The sequence below is a fragment of the Mesorhizobium sp. 113-1-2 genome (genome assembly GCF_016756475.1).
Classification (GTDB): Bacteria; Pseudomonadota; Alphaproteobacteria; order Rhizobiales; family Rhizobiaceae; genus Mesorhizobium; species Mesorhizobium loti_C.
Window position 1 is genome coordinate 708,606 of the sequence record NZ_AP023242.1, and the last position, 15,803, is coordinate 724,408.

Annotated in this window: 13 protein-coding genes; 10 read left to right on the top strand and 3 right to left on the bottom strand. The window is 63.8% G+C overall.

The genetic code is table 11. The features are described 5' to 3' along the window. Positions 1-23: 23 nt before the first annotated feature. The 3 genes from JN279_RS03365 to JN279_RS03375 all read right to left on the bottom strand — a co-directional run bounded on the left by JN279_RS03365 (position 24) and on the right by JN279_RS03375 (position 6,815). On the bottom strand, positions 24-3,227 hold the full coding sequence (locus tag JN279_RS03365; protein WP_096452368.1) for an efflux RND transporter permease subunit: 3,204 nt from the start codon (positions 3,225-3,227) through the stop codon (positions 24-26). Then, complete coding sequence (locus JN279_RS03370; protein ID WP_202353631.1) at positions 3,224-4,330, bottom strand: efflux RND transporter periplasmic adaptor subunit; 1,107 nt, start codon at positions 4,328-4,330, stop codon at positions 3,224-3,226. Before JN279_RS03370 ends, JN279_RS03365 begins: the two co-directional genes overlap by 4 nt. A 541-nt stretch (positions 4,331-4,871) precedes the next feature. After that, positions 4,872-6,815 carry a putative bifunctional diguanylate cyclase/phosphodiesterase gene (locus JN279_RS03375; RefSeq protein ID WP_244734391.1) on the bottom strand — a complete coding sequence of 648 codons (1,944 nt, stop codon included), beginning with the start codon at positions 6,813-6,815 and terminating at the stop codon, positions 4,872-4,874. Positions 6,816-7,111: 296 nt separating this feature from the next. Between JN279_RS03375 and JN279_RS03380 the strand changes: the two genes are divergently transcribed. From JN279_RS03380 to speD, 10 genes are all read left to right on the top strand, one after another. Next, the gene (locus tag JN279_RS03380) at positions 7,112-7,504 is read left to right on the top strand and encodes a lysozyme inhibitor LprI family protein (RefSeq protein WP_096452362.1); all 393 of its coding nucleotides are present in this window, start codon (positions 7,112-7,114) and stop codon (positions 7,502-7,504) included. A 308-nt stretch (positions 7,505-7,812) separates the two neighbouring features. After that, positions 7,813-8,607 (top strand): SPFH domain-containing protein, encoded by a 795-nt coding sequence (locus JN279_RS03385; protein ID WP_202351982.1) that lies wholly within the window; start codon positions 7,813-7,815, stop codon positions 8,605-8,607. A 77-nt stretch (positions 8,608-8,684) separates the two neighbouring features. Next, positions 8,685-9,359 carry a DUF4178 domain-containing protein gene (locus JN279_RS03390; RefSeq protein ID WP_096452358.1) on the top strand — a complete coding sequence of 225 codons (675 nt, stop codon included), beginning with the start codon at positions 8,685-8,687 and terminating at the stop codon, positions 9,357-9,359. Continuing rightward, positions 9,359-10,654, top strand: coding sequence for a DUF4178 domain-containing protein (locus tag JN279_RS03395; RefSeq protein ID WP_096452356.1), 1,296 nt, complete (start codon positions 9,359-9,361; stop codon positions 10,652-10,654). The genes JN279_RS03390 and JN279_RS03395 overlap by 1 nt, the downstream gene beginning before the upstream one ends. A gap of 16 nt (positions 10,655-10,670) precedes the next feature. Further along, a complete protein-coding gene (locus tag JN279_RS03400) occupies positions 10,671-10,808 on the top strand; it encodes a hypothetical protein (protein ID WP_202351983.1) in 138 nt (45 codons plus the stop codon). Between the two features lie 10 nt (positions 10,809-10,818). Further along, complete coding sequence (locus JN279_RS03405) at positions 10,819-11,046, top strand: DUF350 domain-containing protein (RefSeq protein WP_202351984.1); 228 nt, start codon at positions 10,819-10,821, stop codon at positions 11,044-11,046. A gap of 37 nt (positions 11,047-11,083) precedes the next feature. Further along, positions 11,084-12,595 carry a polyamine aminopropyltransferase gene (locus JN279_RS03410; RefSeq protein WP_096452354.1) on the top strand — a complete coding sequence of 504 codons (1,512 nt, stop codon included), beginning with the start codon at positions 11,084-11,086 and terminating at the stop codon, positions 12,593-12,595. Positions 12,596-12,622: 27 nt separating this feature from the next. Further along, entirely contained in the window at positions 12,623-14,275 is a 1,653-nt protein-coding gene (locus JN279_RS03415) for an FAD-dependent oxidoreductase (RefSeq protein WP_096452352.1), read from the top strand. Then, the gene (locus JN279_RS03420; protein WP_202351985.1) at positions 14,275-15,399 is read left to right on the top strand and encodes a hypothetical protein; all 1,125 of its coding nucleotides are present in this window, start codon (positions 14,275-14,277) and stop codon (positions 15,397-15,399) included. The genes JN279_RS03415 and JN279_RS03420 overlap by 1 nt, the downstream gene beginning before the upstream one ends. Then, positions 15,399-15,779, top strand: coding sequence for an adenosylmethionine decarboxylase (gene speD, locus JN279_RS03425; RefSeq protein WP_096452350.1), 381 nt, complete (start codon positions 15,399-15,401; stop codon positions 15,777-15,779). The genes JN279_RS03420 and speD overlap by 1 nt, the downstream gene beginning before the upstream one ends. Positions 15,780-15,803 lie beyond the last annotated feature (24 nt).

Below are 15,803 nucleotides of genomic sequence, written 5' to 3' on the forward strand. Positions count from 1 at the left end.
CCCGACGCGGCGAATTCGTAACTCTACTCGGCGGCCGTCTCGGATGGCGCCTCTGCCGGCCCCGAAGGCTCGGCCTCGGAACGGGGCTTGCGCCGCGAAAATAGCGACCTGAGCGTGACGTAGAACACCGGCGTTAGGAACAGGCCGACGAAGGTGACGCCGAGCATGCCTGAGAACACCGCGGTGCCGAGCGACTGGCGCATTTCTGCGCCCGGGCCCGTTGCGATCATCAGCGGCACGACGCCGAGGATGAACGCGAAGGCGGTCATCAGGATCGGCCGCAGCCTCAGCCGGCAGGCTTCGACGGCAGCCTCGGCGGCCGACAGGCCGCGTTCCTGCGCCTGCCGCGCGAATTCGACGATCAGGATCGCGTTCTTGGCGGCAAGCCCGATCAGGACGATGAGGCCGATCTGCACGAGGATGTTGTTGTCCAGCCCTCGGAAAGACACGCCGAGCAACGCCGCGAGCACGCCGAGCGGTACCACCAGCACAATGGCGAACGGCAGCACCCAGCTTTCATATTGCGCCGCCAGCGCCAGGAACACGAACAGCACCGACAGTCCGAAGATATAAACAGCGGCATTGCCGGTGTTGCGCTCCTGATAGGCGAGCTCGGTCCATTCATAGGAGGTACCGGCCGGCAGCGTCTTTGCCGTGATCCCTTCCATCAATGCCAGCGCCTCGCCCGTGGAAACGCCGGGGGCGGCGTTGCCCTGCAGCGGCACCGAGACGTACATGTTGTAGCGCTGGACCAGCGCCGGGCCGGTGACGTCGCGGATCTCGATCAACGTGCCGAGCGGAACCAGCGCGCCGGTCGCCGAGCGCACCTTCAGCTTCAAGATGTCGGCGCGATCGAGGCGGAACGCCTGGTCGGCCTGCGCCCGCACCTGGTAGACGCGCCCGAAAGCGTTGAAGTCGTTGACGTAGGCGGTGCCCAGATTGATCGACAGCGTCTCGAAGATGTTGGGGATCGGCACGTTCAGGATGCGCGCCTTGTCGCGATCGATCGCCAGGAAGAATTGCGGGCTCGACGCGGAGAACGTGGTGAACACGCCCGTTAGCCCCGGCGTCTTGTTGGCCTTGCCGGCGATTTCATAGGCAAGCGCCAGGATCTGCCGCATGTCGGCGCTGTTGCGCTCCTGGATCTGCAGTTTGAAACCGCCGGCATTGCCGACGCCACGCACCGGCGGCGGCGGCAGTGCGATAATGAAGGCTTCCTTGATGCTTTGCAGGCTGCCGAACAGATTGCCGATGACCTTAGTTGCCGACTGGCCGGCCTTCAGCCGCTCGTCAAACGGCTTGAACCTGGCGAAGATCACGCCCGCGTTGCTGGCGTTGGTGAAGGTCGCGCCGGAGAAGCCGGCGAAGGCGACTGCGTAGTCGACGCCTGGCGTTTTCTGGATGATCTGCGACGCCTGCTGGATGACCGCATCGGTCCTCGACAGCGAGGCGCCGTCCGGCAACTGGACGACGACGATCGCATATCCCTGGTCGAGCGACGGAATGAAACCGCGCGGCACCGTCTGCACCATGTAGACCGTGGCGTAGATGAGGGCTGCGAAAACGGCCAACATGGCGGTGATCGCTATCCGCGAGCCGACCAGCACGCGGATGATGCTCGAATACCAGTGCGCGACCCTGTCGAAGCCGCGATTGAAGCCGTCGGCGAGCGCCCGTCCGAACCGCGCCAGGAAAAAGCGCGACGGCGCCGCCGCGGAGTGGTGCGGCTTGAACAGCAGTGCGGCCAGCGCCGGCGAAAGCGTCAGCGAATTGAATGCCGAGATCGCCGTCGACACCGCGATGGTGATCGCAAACTGCAGATAGAACTGCCCAGAAATGCCGGGGATGAAGGCTGTCGGTACGAACACGGCTATCAGCACCAGCGAGATCGCGATGATGGCCGTTCCGACTTCGTTCATAGTCAGGTGCGACGCCGGATTGGGCGCCAGCCCACTGGCGATATTGCGCTCGACGTTCTCGACCACGACGATCGCATCGTCGACGACGATGCCGATCGCCAGAACGAGGCCGAACAGCGTCAGCATGTTGAGCGAGAAGCCGGCGGCGTACAGCACCGCCAGCGTGCCAATCAGCGACACCGGGATCGCCACGATCGGCACGATCGCCATGCGCCACGATTGCAGGAAGACGATGATGACGATGATGACCAGCAACATCGCCTCGAGGATCGTCTTGTAGACCTCCTGGATCGACTCGGCGACGAACTCGGTCGGATTGTAGACGATGTCGTAGCTCAACCCCTTCGGGAAGTCGCGGGAAAGCTCCTTCATCTTGTCCTGGATCTCCGCGGCTGCGGCGAGCGCATTGGTGCCCGGCCGCTGGAAGATGGCGAGCGCCACTGCCGGTTTGCCGTTGAGATAGGAGTTGGTGACGTAATCCTTGGCGCCGAGCTCGATGCGCGCTACGTCCTGCAGCGAGATCAGGCGGCCGTCGTCAGTCGATTTGACGATCACGTATCGGAAGTCGCGTGCGTCGTTGAAGCGGCCTTGAGTGGTGACCGTGTACTGGAACGCCGTGCCAGTATTGGTCGGCGGCGCGCCGATCGAGCCGCCCGACACCTGGACGTTCTGGTCGCGCAGCGCCTGCACCACATCGCCCGAGGTCATCCCCAGGGCGGACAGTTTTTCCGGATCGAGCCAGATGCGCAGCGAATATTCGCGCTCGCCGAAGATGATGAGGTCGCCGACGCCGTCAAGTCTGAGCAGTATGTCGCGCACCCGCGAGCGGGCGTAGTTCGAGACGTAGAGCTGGTCGTAGGTATTGTCGGGCGACAGCATGTGCACGACCATCATCAGGTCGGGCGAGCTCTTGGTCGTGGTGATGCCCAGGCGGCGGACTTCTTCCGGCAGGCGCGGCTCGGCGACCGACACGCGGTTCTGCACCAGCACCTGCGCCTTGTCGAGATCGGTGCCCAGCTTGAAGCTGATGGTCAGCGCCATCGCCCCGTCGCCCGACGAATAGGACGACATGTAGAGCATACCCTCGACGCCATTGATCTCCTGCTCGATCGGCGTCGCCACCGTCGCTGCGACCGTCTCGGCGTCGGCGCCCGGATACTGCGCGCGAACGACGATGGTCGGCGGCGCAATCTCGGGATATTGCGCGACCGGCAGCTGGGTATAGGCAATCCCGCCGAGGATCAGCAGGACGATCGAAACGACCGATGCGAAGATTGGGCGGTCGACGAAGAAATGTGCGAACCTCATTGCTGCAACCCGGCGGTCTCGACCTTGGGCGGCAACGCCACCATCTCGACCTTCACCTTGGTGCCGGGCCTGGCGTGCATCAGCCCGTTGACGATGATCGTCTCGCCGCCGGTCAGGCCCGAGCGGATTACCCGGTAGCCGTCGAGAAGCGGGCCGGTGCGCACGGGCTTCGCCGACACCATCCCCGCCTCATCCACCAGGAACACGATGCGGCGATCCTGATCGGCGCCGATCGCCTCGTCGGGCACCAGCACGCCGCTATGCGGCAGCGACCCCGGCACGTTGATGCGCCCGAACATGCCTGGCTGGAGAATGCCGTCGGCGTTGGGAAACCTCGCACGCACCCGCATGGTGCCGGTCGCGTTGTCGATTCGGTTCTCGGCAAAATCGAGCTTGCCCTTGAATACCGCCTCCGCGCGGTCGGCGACACGAACCTCCACATCGAGCCCGCCGGCGCCTTCCTGCATGGTGCCCCCACGCGCCTTCGCGTCGCGGGCGTAGCTGAAATACAGGCGCTCATCGACGTCGAAATAGAAGTCGATCGGGTCGCGCGTAACGATGGTCGTCAGCAAGGTGGAATCCGGCTGCACGAGGTTGCCGACCGACACCAGCCGGCGGTCGATGCGGCCGGACAAGGGTGCCTTGATCTCGGTGAATTCCAGATTGAGGCTCGCTGCCGTCAGCGCAGCCGTCGCGCCCTGCATCTGCGCCTGCGCCGAAAGGTATTCCCGCCGGCGGTCGTCGACCGTGGCGGTTGAGATATTGCCGGTCTTGGCGAGTTCGTCGGCGCGATCCAGCTGCATCTTGGAGAATTCGAGCAGACTCTTGGCAACGTCCACTTGCGATTTGGCGGCATCAAAAGCCGCCTGGTACGGACGCTGGTCGATGGTGAAGAGCAGGTCGCCCTTGTTGACCAGTGCGCCGTCCTGGAAGCTGACCTTGTCCAAATAGCCGCTGACGCGCGAACGGATGGCGACCTGGTCGACCGCTTCGAAGCGCCCGACGAACTCGTCGTCTTCGACGATTTCACGGACCACCGGCTTGGCCGCCGTCACCACGGGCAGCTGCTGGTCCTGCGCAAACGCAGTGCTGCTGAAAGCCATGCCGAGCAGGAATGCCCCCGACACGGCGGCACGGGCAAGCCAGCCGGCCGATCGACGGGGTCGACCGCCCGCGTCGCGATGCAATTGCCTATTCTCTGGGGTGTCCATTTGCGTCCCCGCTCACTGGACCCGGAGGTCGGTTGATCCGCTTCTACGCTCAGGCTTTTCGTCGAGATCAGAGCACTGCAGTGTTGTGCATGGCAACATGATCATTTTCCATGTGGGCTGAAATGTCCACCCTGTGGCTGCCTCGCCACTTGGCTAGAGCAGTCGCGATTTAGCGGCCAAGTTGGGGCGCCAGCGGAATGGCACCTTTTCTGGCTGGTTCGTCCCAGAACCGGACCGTCCGCTTCCGGCCCACCTCAAGACATCTGCACATCGGCGCAGATTTCGCCTTGCCTCATGACGGCGATGCGGTCGCGGCCTACCACCGGCAGATCGTGGCCGATGAACAGCATGTCGCCTGCTGCCGGTCCTTCAACAGGTTGAGAATCTGTGCCTGGATGGAGACGTCGACCGCAGCCGGCCGGCGCCGCCTTCGCTAAGCGGCGTTGCCGGTCTGAGATTTGCGCAGCAAGCCCGCCGCCGGATCGAACAAGGCCTTGGCGGCGACGGGGCTGTTGACGCGGGCTGCGTCGAAGGCCAGTGCATCATGCATGGGAAGGGCTGGCGAGAAGAGAAAGCCTTGCGCGATCATGCAGTCGAGCGACCGCAGGATCATGCGGTCCGCGTCGGTTTCGACGCCCTCGGCGACCACCTCTATTCCCAGCGTTCGTCCGAGATCGATGACGGCCTTGACCAGGGCCTGGTCTTCCACGGAGCTGGCGAGATCGCGAACGAAGTCCTTGTCGATCTTGATCTTGCGGATCCGGCTGTCCTTCAGCGAAACCAGCGTCGAAAAGCCGGTGCCAAAATCATCCAGCACAATGGATATGCCGGCATCCGCCAGGTGCTCCAGCTTTTCGTCGATCCTGTCGCGATCGACGGGCGCTTCTTCGGTGATCTCGATCTCGAGCATCGCCACCGGGACATTCTTCGTCTTGAGGCTGTCGAGGATCATGTCATCGACATTGCCCGCCTCGAGCTCGCGCGGCGACAGGTTCATCGCGACTCGGACATGCTGACGGCCGTTTTTCACCAGCTCTTCGATCATGGCGCAACAGTTGAGAAACACCGTTTCCGTCAGCAGGGAAAGCAGCCCGGTTTCACGCGCCGCGGTGACGATTTCGGGCGGGGAGATGGCGCCATGAACCGGATGTCGCCAGCGCAGCAGAGCCTCGAAGCCGACGACGGCATTGGTGTCCAGCCGCACCAGAGGCTGGAACCATGAGCAAAGCGTGCCGGTTTCGATCGCCCCGCGCAGATCGCGCTCGATGCAGTGCTTGCGTTCGAGCCCGCGGTCGAGCCCGGCATCGAAGAGGCGGTATTCATTCCTGCCACTGCGCTTGGCCGCGTAAAGCGCGAAGTCCGCACGCAGCAGCATCTGCGTCAATTGCGGTCTGTCCGACACATAGATGCCGACCGAAGCGCCGACACGCACCGAATTCAACGCCGGATCCGGATTTGCGATTGCCGCGATGATCGAGGAGGCCAGTTGGTCGGTCGAAAGCACGGATTTGCCGGCGGGAAAGAGCAACACGAACTCGTCGCCGCCGATGCGCGAAATGGTCGCCCCTGGCGGCGCATGGTCCTCTATTCTGCGCGCAACCCTGACCAGCAGGCCGTCACCGATATTGTGACCATAGGTGTCGTTGACGGATTTGAAGCCGTCCAGGTCGATCAGCATGGCCACGAACGGACCGTCGGCAAGTCCGAGCTCGCGGATGGCCTGCTCGAGCCCGTACCTGTTGAGCAAATTCGTCAGCGGATCGCGCCTGGAGTTTCGCTCCATCTGGGTGGCGAAGTCCTTCGCCTCGTATTTGAGGCGGCTTGTTTCCCGGAAGCGGGCCTGTCCAAGAAGTGCGCTTCTGATCATGCCTACGAGAAACAGCAGGACCGTGAAAGCCAGGACGTAATTTTCGATACCGCCTTTCGCCAAGAGGCAGCCGATGGCGATCAAAAGCGGCAGCGTCATGAAGTTGATCGAGGCCGGGGCGTATGATGTGCCGTAGGTGACCGAACCGGCCGTCGCGCCTGCCAGAACGATCAGGTAGATCGGCGCCTGGGGGGTGGTGTAGCCGTCGGTCAGCACCGCCAGGAAAGACCAGGCGACGCCCGACGCCAGGGCCAGCATGCCATAGGAAGAAAGCCGCGCGCCGATCGGCTTCAGCCAGTTGCCTTCTGTGCCCGATTGGGAGAGAGCGAGCGCTATGCGTGCGCCATTTATCGTGGCGACCGCCGCAAACCACAGCACCGCCGCAAACCCGCCGCCCGCAAGCAGCTGCACGGCCAGGATCAGGGCCGAAAGCACCGTGCCGATAGGCATCGAAATGAAGACACAAGCCCGCAGATCGGCGAACTGATCCCGGAGAATCCCAGCGTCCACGGATTCGCCCTGCCCCTGAGGGGCGGACCCTTGAACAGGCTGCATGGAGTGCGTCATAGGGGCAAGTAGCTAGGCTAGTCGGGTGAAAATCACGTTAAGGATTTCAGCACCTTACAGTGCAATCGCTCGATTGCCGGCCGGTGACGCCCGGTTCTTGCACTCGCTGGAGCGCGGCCGGCCCGAGCCTTGACGCGCTCACGCCCTGCCCAACATATCGTGGGCCCGCCCTCACTCCCAATCCGAGAAGGCGTGGCGAAACCGACATGTCCTAATTCGCATTCATCAAGGAATCCCCCATGCACCGATATGCCTGCCTTCTCGGAATTTCAGCCATGACAGCGGCTCATCCCGCGATGGCACAGAGCGACGCCGAAATGAAAGCGTGCATCGACCGGTCCGGCGGCGCCACCTCGGAAATGCTGGATTGCGGGAAGGCCGAGATTGACAAGTTCGATGCCAGGTTGAACGCGGCTTACAACACCCTGATGCATCGCGAGCATGGCGCCGAACGCACCCGGCTGCAGCGCGAGCAGCGCGCCTGGCTGAAACATCATCTGCGGGAAACGCACCGTCTTGCCGCCGATCCCGACAACGGATCGGCGGCCTTCCTTTCATCTCAAGGGTTTGAACTGGACGATTTGAGCGCACGCACCGCCGAACTCGAAAAGCGTGTCGAGCAGAATCCGTAGTCACTCAACCGGGATCATCGGCGCAATCGTGGATTGCTCCTCGCGTTTGCGCCTCAAGCCTCCAAATCGGCCGCTTGACTTGAACAAACACGGGACGGGCCGATCTCACAAAGTGGTTGTGTTCGACCCGGGCGACCGGTTACTAAAGGGCCGATGTCGCGGCACTTCGAGATCCTGAGTTAGTCTTCCCCGTTTGCCAGCCGTGCTGGGCTGGATGAGGTTGTCTCAGGGTTTCGATCCGTTGAAATGGAGCAAACGGGCATGGGCATTCTGGACTTTATTTCCAAACAATTTATCGACGTCATCCAGTGGACTGCCGACGAACCGGGCGTGCTGGCCTCTCGTTTCCCAATGTCTGGCACAAGTCGGACGTGTATTTCTTCGACACCAAGGACCAGATCGACCGCAAATGGGGTACCACACAGCCGCTGACAGTCCGCGACAAGGAATATGGCCCGATCCGCCTGCGCGCCTTCGGCAACTATTCCTATGCCATCGGCGATGTCGAGATGTTCTGGTCGCGCCTGGTCGGCACGGCCGAGCGATCCACCTCCGAGATGATCGAAGGGCAGCTGCGCGGTGTCATCCTCATGGCCATCGCCACCACGCTTGGCCAGAGCAGCGTCGCCTTCATCGACATGGCGGCCAATCAGGAAGCATTCTCGCAGAAGCTGGCGGAGGCGATCGGTCCGGCGCTGCGAGCCTACGGCATCGACGTCAAGAGCTTCTACGTGCAGAGCCTGTCGCTGCCCGACGAGCTGCAACGCGTCCTCGACAAGGTGAGCTCGATGAACATGCTGGGCGACCTCAATCGCTACGTCCAGTTCCAGACCGCGGAATCGATCCCGATCGCCGCCGAGAATCCGGGCGGCTTGGCGGGGGCGGGAGCCGGTCTCGGGGCAGGGCTGGCGATCGGCCAGACCATGGCGCAGGGTTTCGGCCACGCCCCCGCTCCGGCAGCGCCGGCCCAGGCGGCGCCGTCCCAACCGGCCGAAGATCCGATCCAGCTGCTCGAAAAGCTCGGCGGCCTGCTCGCCAAGGGAATCCTGACGCAGCAGGAATTCGACGCCAAGAAGGCCGAACTTCTGTCGCGAATCAAATAGGCTCCGAAGCGAGCCCAGCTTTCCAAACCTTGCGGTGCCGGGGGGCCGGCGCAGCCAACCGCCAACTCAGGGTTTTCATGCGCAAGTTCGCCTGTCCGTCCTGCGGCGCGGACGTCACTTTCCAATCGGCGCAGTCGGTCTATGCCGTTTGCGCCTATTGCCAGTCCATGGTGGTGCGCACGGATGTCGACGTGAAGTCGATCGGCGTGATGGCCGCCCTGCCGGACGACATGAGCCCGTTGCAGCTGGGCAGCGGCGGCTATTTCGAGGAGCAGTCCTTCACGCTGATCGGGCGGCTGAAGATCGGCTGGCGCGACGGGCTGTGGAACGAATGGCACCTTCTGATGGCGGACGGCCGGCGTGGCTGGATCGGTGAGGCGCAAGGGTCCTTCTCCATCAGCTTCGAACTGGACGGCGCCCTGCCCCGCGACGTCGAGGCGACCCTCGCCCACTGTCGGGCGCTGCTGACAAGCGGCAAGGCCGCCGAGGCAAGACCCGGCTTTGTGGTCGAGCTCGGCGGCGTCACGCTGCGCGCGGTCGACATCAAGCTGGCGACCTGCCTGGGATCGGAGGGCGAACTGCCCTTCGCCGCGCCCAAGGGCCGCCGGACGGTCGCGATCGACTGCATCGGCAGGAAGGGCGAGTTCGCGACGCTCGATCATGATGGCCGCGAGGCCCATGCCTATGTCGGCCGTTATGTGGAATGGGATGACTTTCGCTTCACCAATCTGCGACCACTGGAGGGGTGGTGATGGGCGAGCCTTCGATCCTGCCGTCCGCCGCGCCGGCGCCGCCGCCGCGCGCGCCGGGCAAGCCGCGCACCTTCGCCTGCCCGAATTGCGGCGGATCGGTCACGCTCCGCGCGGCCGGCCAGTCGATATCAGCCACCTGCAGCCAGTGTTCGTCCGTGATCGATGTCGCCGACGAAAATCTGGACATCATCGAGACGGCGCAATCGGCGATGCAGGACGCCGAGATCCCGATCGGCGCGCGTGCCCGGCTTGGGGATATAGAATGGGAAGTCGTCGGCTATATGCGGCGCAGCGATGGGCCCGGCGACTTCCGGTGGACCGAATACCTGCTGTTCAACCCCTATCACGGCTATCGATTCCTCGCCGAGGAATACGATCACTGGACCCTGGTGAAGATGCTGAACCGCGACGTCCCCGGCGCGGGCGACCAGGGCTGGATCGATGCGAATGGGCGCAGCTACCAGTTCTTCGGCAAGGGCTTTGCCCGCACAACCTACGTTGCCGGCGAATTCTTCTGGCGGGCATCGACCTCGGACGTCACCGCCGTAACCGACTATATCGCGCCGCCCTACAGGCTGATGGTGGAGAAAAACGACGAGGAGATCGTCGTCTCCGAGGGCGAATATCTCGACGCAAGCCTCGTCGCAGCCGCCTTCAAGCTGCCGCTGCGCGTGCCCTCGTCCTTCTCGGCGGGCGTCAGTCAGGTCAATCCCTACAAGGCTTCCTTCAACGTCATCATGGCGGCGGTGGTTGGTGCCACGCTGCTGCAAGTCGTCTCGCTGGCAATGTCGGAAAACGCGATCGTCAGTTTCCAAACCTACGATCTGAGCGCCGCCGACAAGGGCAAGACCCTGTCCTCCAGGCCGTTCCGATTGGAAAAGGAGGGTAATGTCGAGATCGAGACCACCTCGTACCTCAGCAACGACTGGCTTGAGCTCAACATGGCGCTGGTCAACACCGACACCAACCAGGGCTATCCGGTGTTCCAGGCACTGGAGCATTACAGCGGACAAGATTCCGACGGCAGCTGGGAGGAGGGCGGCTATGACACGACTTCGCTGCTGCCGCCGGTTCCACCGGGCACCTATCAATTGCTGGTCGAGCCCGATGCCGGCGTGTTCTCCAGGGCGCCGTCACCGGCGCAGCGTGTCGTCATATCAGTCCGGCACGGCGTGCCGGTCTGGTCGAACTACCTGATCGCCATGGTGCTGCTGCTGGTCGTGCCGGCGTTCGGCCTCGTCAAGCGGTCGATGTTCGAGAAGTCGCGCTGGGAAAAGGGCGGCGTTGCCGATTGATGCGAGAGAGGAAGAGATGAGCAAGCTGCAGATGATCTATGCCATGCTGGTCGTGCTCGGCATGTCGGCGGCCAACTTCAACGGTTATGCCGTGACCGCGATGTTCAACGGCAAGCAGGCCGCCAACCGCGGCGTCAACGAATATCACAAATAGGGGGCTTTCAATGGATGTGACCGGCCTGATCGATTTGAAACTCGTCATTGCCTCTTTGGTCTATTCGAGCCTGGGCCTCGTCGTCTTCGTCATCGCCTTCGTCTTGCTTGACCTCTTGACCCCGAAGGTGCAGGTCTGGAAAGAAATCTGCGAGAAGCAGAACATGGCGCTGGCGATTTTCCTGGGGTCGGTGGTGATCGGCATCGCCCTCATCATCGCCTCGGCCATTCATGGCTGACAGGCGATTCCCGGGCGAGTTGGCGTAAGGCGCTTTCGTGGAAATCCTGCTGCTCTTTTCGGCCTTCGTCATCGCGACCTGCGGGCTGGTCTACGAATTGATCGCCGGCACGCTGGCGAGCTACCTGCTCGGCGATTCCGTCACGCAGTTCTCCACCATCATTGGCGCCTATCTCTTCGCCATGGGCGTTGGGTCTTGGCTCTCGCGCTATATCGACCGAAACCTGCTCGCCTATTTCGTCCGCATCGAGCTCTTGATCGGAGCGATAGGCGGTTCCTCGGCCGCGGCGCTGTTCATCCTGTTCGACCAGGTCGCCTCCTTTCGCCTCTGGCTCTATGTCCTGGTCGGCGTGATCGGCATCCTGGTCGGCGTCGAAATTCCCCTGCTGCTGCGCATCCTGGAGGGGCGGCTCGCCTTCAAGGACCTGGTCTCCAAGGTCTTTACCTTCGACTATATCGGCGCGCTTTTCGCCTCGCTGCTCTTCCCGCTGGTGCTGGTGCCGCATCTCGGCCTGATCCGCTCGGCCTTCCTGTTCGGCATCCTCAACACCATGGTGGCGATCTGGATGCTCTATGCCATCAAGGCCGATATCATACCCAGGCGAGGGGCGCACAAGACCGCGGCCTTCACCGTGCTGACACTGCTCATCGCAGGCTTCGTCTGGTCGGAACGCATCCAGTCTATCTCGGAGGCGAGCATCTATCCGGGCACGGTGATCTTCGCCCAATCCACGCCGTACCAGCGCATTGTGGTCACCCGCCAGCAGCGCGACATCCGCCTCTTCCTCAATTCGAACCTGCAATTCTCGTCGCTGGACGAATATCGCTACCATGAGGCGCTGGTGCATCCGGCGATGAGCGCGCTGAAGGCGCCACGCAAGGTGCTGATCATCGGCGGCGGCGACGGCCTGGCGCTGCGGGAGGTGTTGAAATATCCGGCAGCCGAGGCCGTGACCATGGTCGATCTTGACCCCGCGATGACGCGCCTGTTCTCCAGCAACGAGTTGATGACGGCGCTGAATGGCGGCGCCCTGTCCTCGCCCAAATTGACACTGATCAATGCCGACGCCTTTCTCTGGCTGCGGGAACGGAAGCCGGCCGATCAGCGCTTCGATGCGGTGATCATCGATCTGCCCGACCCTTCCAATTTCTCGATCGGCAAGCTGTACTCGCTGACCTTCTACCGCCAGCTGAAATCGGCGCTGAACGATGACGGCATCGTGGTCATCCAGAGCACCTCGCCGCTCATCGCGCGCAAATCCTTCTGGTGCGTCGACAACACGCTTGCCGCGGCCGGTTACGAGACCGCCGCCTATCATCTCTTCGTGCCGTCCTTCGGCGAATGGGGCTTCATCATCGGCTCCTTCTCGCCCTATCGGGTGCCGGAGCACCTGCCCGAGGGGCTGCGCTTCCTCGACCTGCCGACCATGAAGGCGATGTTCCAGTTTCCGCCCGACATGGCGCATGTCGCCACCGCCATCCAGCGGCTCGATGACCAGCCGCTGGTGCGCTATTTCGACGAGGAGTGGGGCGATTACCTCATCTATTGAAAGCCGGAGCGCGGGGGTGGCCTCGCCATGAGCCGGATCACCCGCAAGCAGTTCCTGGCGCTTGCAGCCGCCTCGCTCGGCCTCGCCGGTTCAGGGTTGGCCGGCAGAGAGCTGCTGGCCGGAAGTATGCTGTCCAGCGGCGTTGAGGGCGGTGCGGTGCCCGGTGAACTCGTCGGCGCCTCCTCCGCCATCGGCCACAGGCTGCGAGGCGGCACCTTTGCCGCGCCGGGCCAGATCCTGCGGACCGATGTCGTCATCGTCGGCGGCGGCATCGCGGGCCTGGGCGCCGGCTATCGTCTCGCCAGAGCCGGTTATGATGATTTCCTGCTGCTCGATCTCGAAGCCGCTCCCGGCGGCAATGCTGCCAGCGGGAAGAACGACGTCTCAGCCTTTCCCTGGGGCGCCCATTACGTGCCGTTGCTGACCCAGGAAGCCAAGGCGGTGCGGGCACTGTTCGAGGATTTCGGCATCATCACCGGCTACGGCCCTACCGGCGCGCCGGTCTACGACGAATATGCGCTGTGCGCCGACCCTTCCGAACGCCTCTACCGCTACGGGCGCTGGCAGGATGGCCTGGTGCCGGCGATAGGCCTCACCGCGCAAGAGGAGACAGAGACCAGCCGCTTCTTCGCCACGATGCGCCACTTTCGCCGGCGCGTCGGCAGCGATGGCAAGCGCGCCTTTGCCATTCCGCTCGACCTCAGTTCGCAGGACGCCGACCTGATGGCACTCGACGCCATCGCCATGACGGCGTGGATGGAGCGCGAAAACTATCGCTCGCCGGGGCTCGCCTGGTATGTCGACTATTGCTGCCGCGACGACTACGGCACGCGGTCGAGGGATGTCTCGGCCTGGGCCGGCATCCACTATTTCGCCTCCCGAAACGGCAGGGCGGCCGATGTCGACGAGCAGGGGCTGGTCACCTGGCCCGAAGGCAACGGCTATCTCGCGCGCCGCCTCGCCGCGGTTCTCGGCCCGCGCGTGCGGCCAAGGGCGCTGGCCTTTGCCGTCGAAACAGGAGGCACGGGCGTGGCGGTCGATGTCTGGGACGCGGCGCAGGACAAGACCTTCCGCGTCGAGGCGAAGGCCGTGGTGCTGGCGACGCCGCATTTCGTCACGGCGCGGCTGATCAAGGATGCGGCCCTTGCCGCCGGCTTTTCCTATGCGCCCTGGGCGGTGGCCAACATCACGCTCGACAGCCTGCCGGGCGGCACGGGCGCCGGCCTGAGTTGGGACAATGTCGTCTTCGACAGCCCCCTGCTCGGCTATGTCGTGGCCACCCACCAGATCACACAGATGCGCCCCACCAAGACGGTGCTGACCTATTACTGGCCGCTCAGTCACCTGCCGCCCGAGGAGGCCCGCCGGGAGGCCCTGGCGCGGCCCCTGCAAACCTGGCAAGACATCTTCCTCAAGGAGCTTCTCGCAGTCCACCCCGAGCTCGAAGGCCATGTCCGGCGGGTCGATGTCTGGGTTTGGGGCCATGCGATGATCCGGCCGGTGCCGGGCTTCATCTGGGGCGCGCAGCGGCGCGCCAGTCTCGCGCAGAAACCGCCTGTCTTCACCGCCCATTCGGACATGAGCGGCGTCTCCATATTCGAGGAGGCCTATACGCATGGGGTGCGTGCGGCCGAGAATGCCATGGCCTATCTCAGCCATCCCTTCGAGACGGTGCTGTGATGGCGCATTCCCTCCTCAAGACCCAACCCTGGATATTCTCCGCCCGCTTCGACCTCGGCTTCATCCTGGCGCCGGCGCTGGCGGTGACGCTGGCCGCCCTGGCCTGGTCCCAGTTCGGCGGCGTGGCAAGCGATATGTCGCCCTTGGTCTGGCTGGTGCTCGTGGTCGGGGTCGACGTGGCGCATGTCTATTCGACCCTGTTCCGCACCTATCTCGACCGCGCCGAGCTTCGCGCGCGCCCTTGGCTCTATGGCTTGACGCCGCTGCTGGCCTGGCTGGGCGGCTGCCTGCTCTATTGGTGCGGCAGCCTGGTGTTCTGGCGCGTGCTTGCCTATGCCGCCGTGTTCCACTTCGTGCGCCAGCAATACGGGTTCATGATGATCTATGCCCGCCGGGAGCACGGCTTGCCATCGCTTTTCCGCCGCATCGACAAGGCGGCGATCTACGGCGCCACGCTCTATCCGCTGATCTATTGGCATTGCCACCAGCGGCAATTCTCCTGGTTCGTCGAAGGCGATTTCATCCGCCTCGACCTGCCGCTGCTCGCCACCATCGCCGGCCTCTTCTATGGCGCCATCCTGGCCGCCTACATCGTCAAGGAGTTCGCCCTGCTTCGCCGCGGCATCGGCTTCAACCTGCCGCGCAATCTGCTGCTCGTCGGCACCGCGACGTCCTGGTTCATCGGCATCGTGCTGTTTGACAACGACCTCGTCTTCACCGGCACCAACATCATCGCCCACGGCATCCCCTATATCGCGCTGATCTGGGGCTATGGCCGCAACCAGGCGCGGCTGCAGGGCGGGCGCAGTTCCTTCCTGGCGCCATGGATCGCCCATCTTTTCACCTGGCGGGCCGTGCCTGTCTACATGGCCGCCCTCTTCGGCCTCGCCTATCTGGAGGAGGGGTTGTGGGATGGCTTCGTCTGGCGCGAGCATGGCAGCCTCTTCGGCGCCTTCGGGACCCTGCCGTCGCTCAGCTCTTCCGACGCATTGATCTGGCTGGCGCCGCTGCTCGCCTTGCCCCAGGCCACCCACTACATCCTCGATGCCTTCATCTGGCGCATGCAGACCAAGGACACCAATTGGAAGCGGGTGCTGTTCGCGCAAGAGACGGGGCGGTCCTGATGGATACCCGCGTGACCGATCAGGCCCAAACCGAGCAGGCCCAGCCCTTTGCCCCCGGCCTGCATCTGCTCGTCGATTTCTGGGAGTGCCGCGGGCTGCGGGATGCCGAGGGGATCGAGCGCGTGCTGCGCGAGGCGGCGGCGGCCTGCGGCGCCACGGTGCTGAGCGTCATGCTGCACAATTTCGGCGAGAGCGGCGGCATCACCGGCGTCGCCTTGCTCGCCGAATCGCATATCAGCATCCACACCTGGCCCGAGACCGGCTACGCAGCCCTCGACCTCTTCATGTGCGGCCGTTGCGACCCTCGAGGAGCCTTGCCCTTGCTGGAGGCGTGGTTCTCGCCGGGCAGCACGAGGATGACGGAGCACCAGCGGGGATGAGGTCGGTCCGCCGCCTGCGCGGAA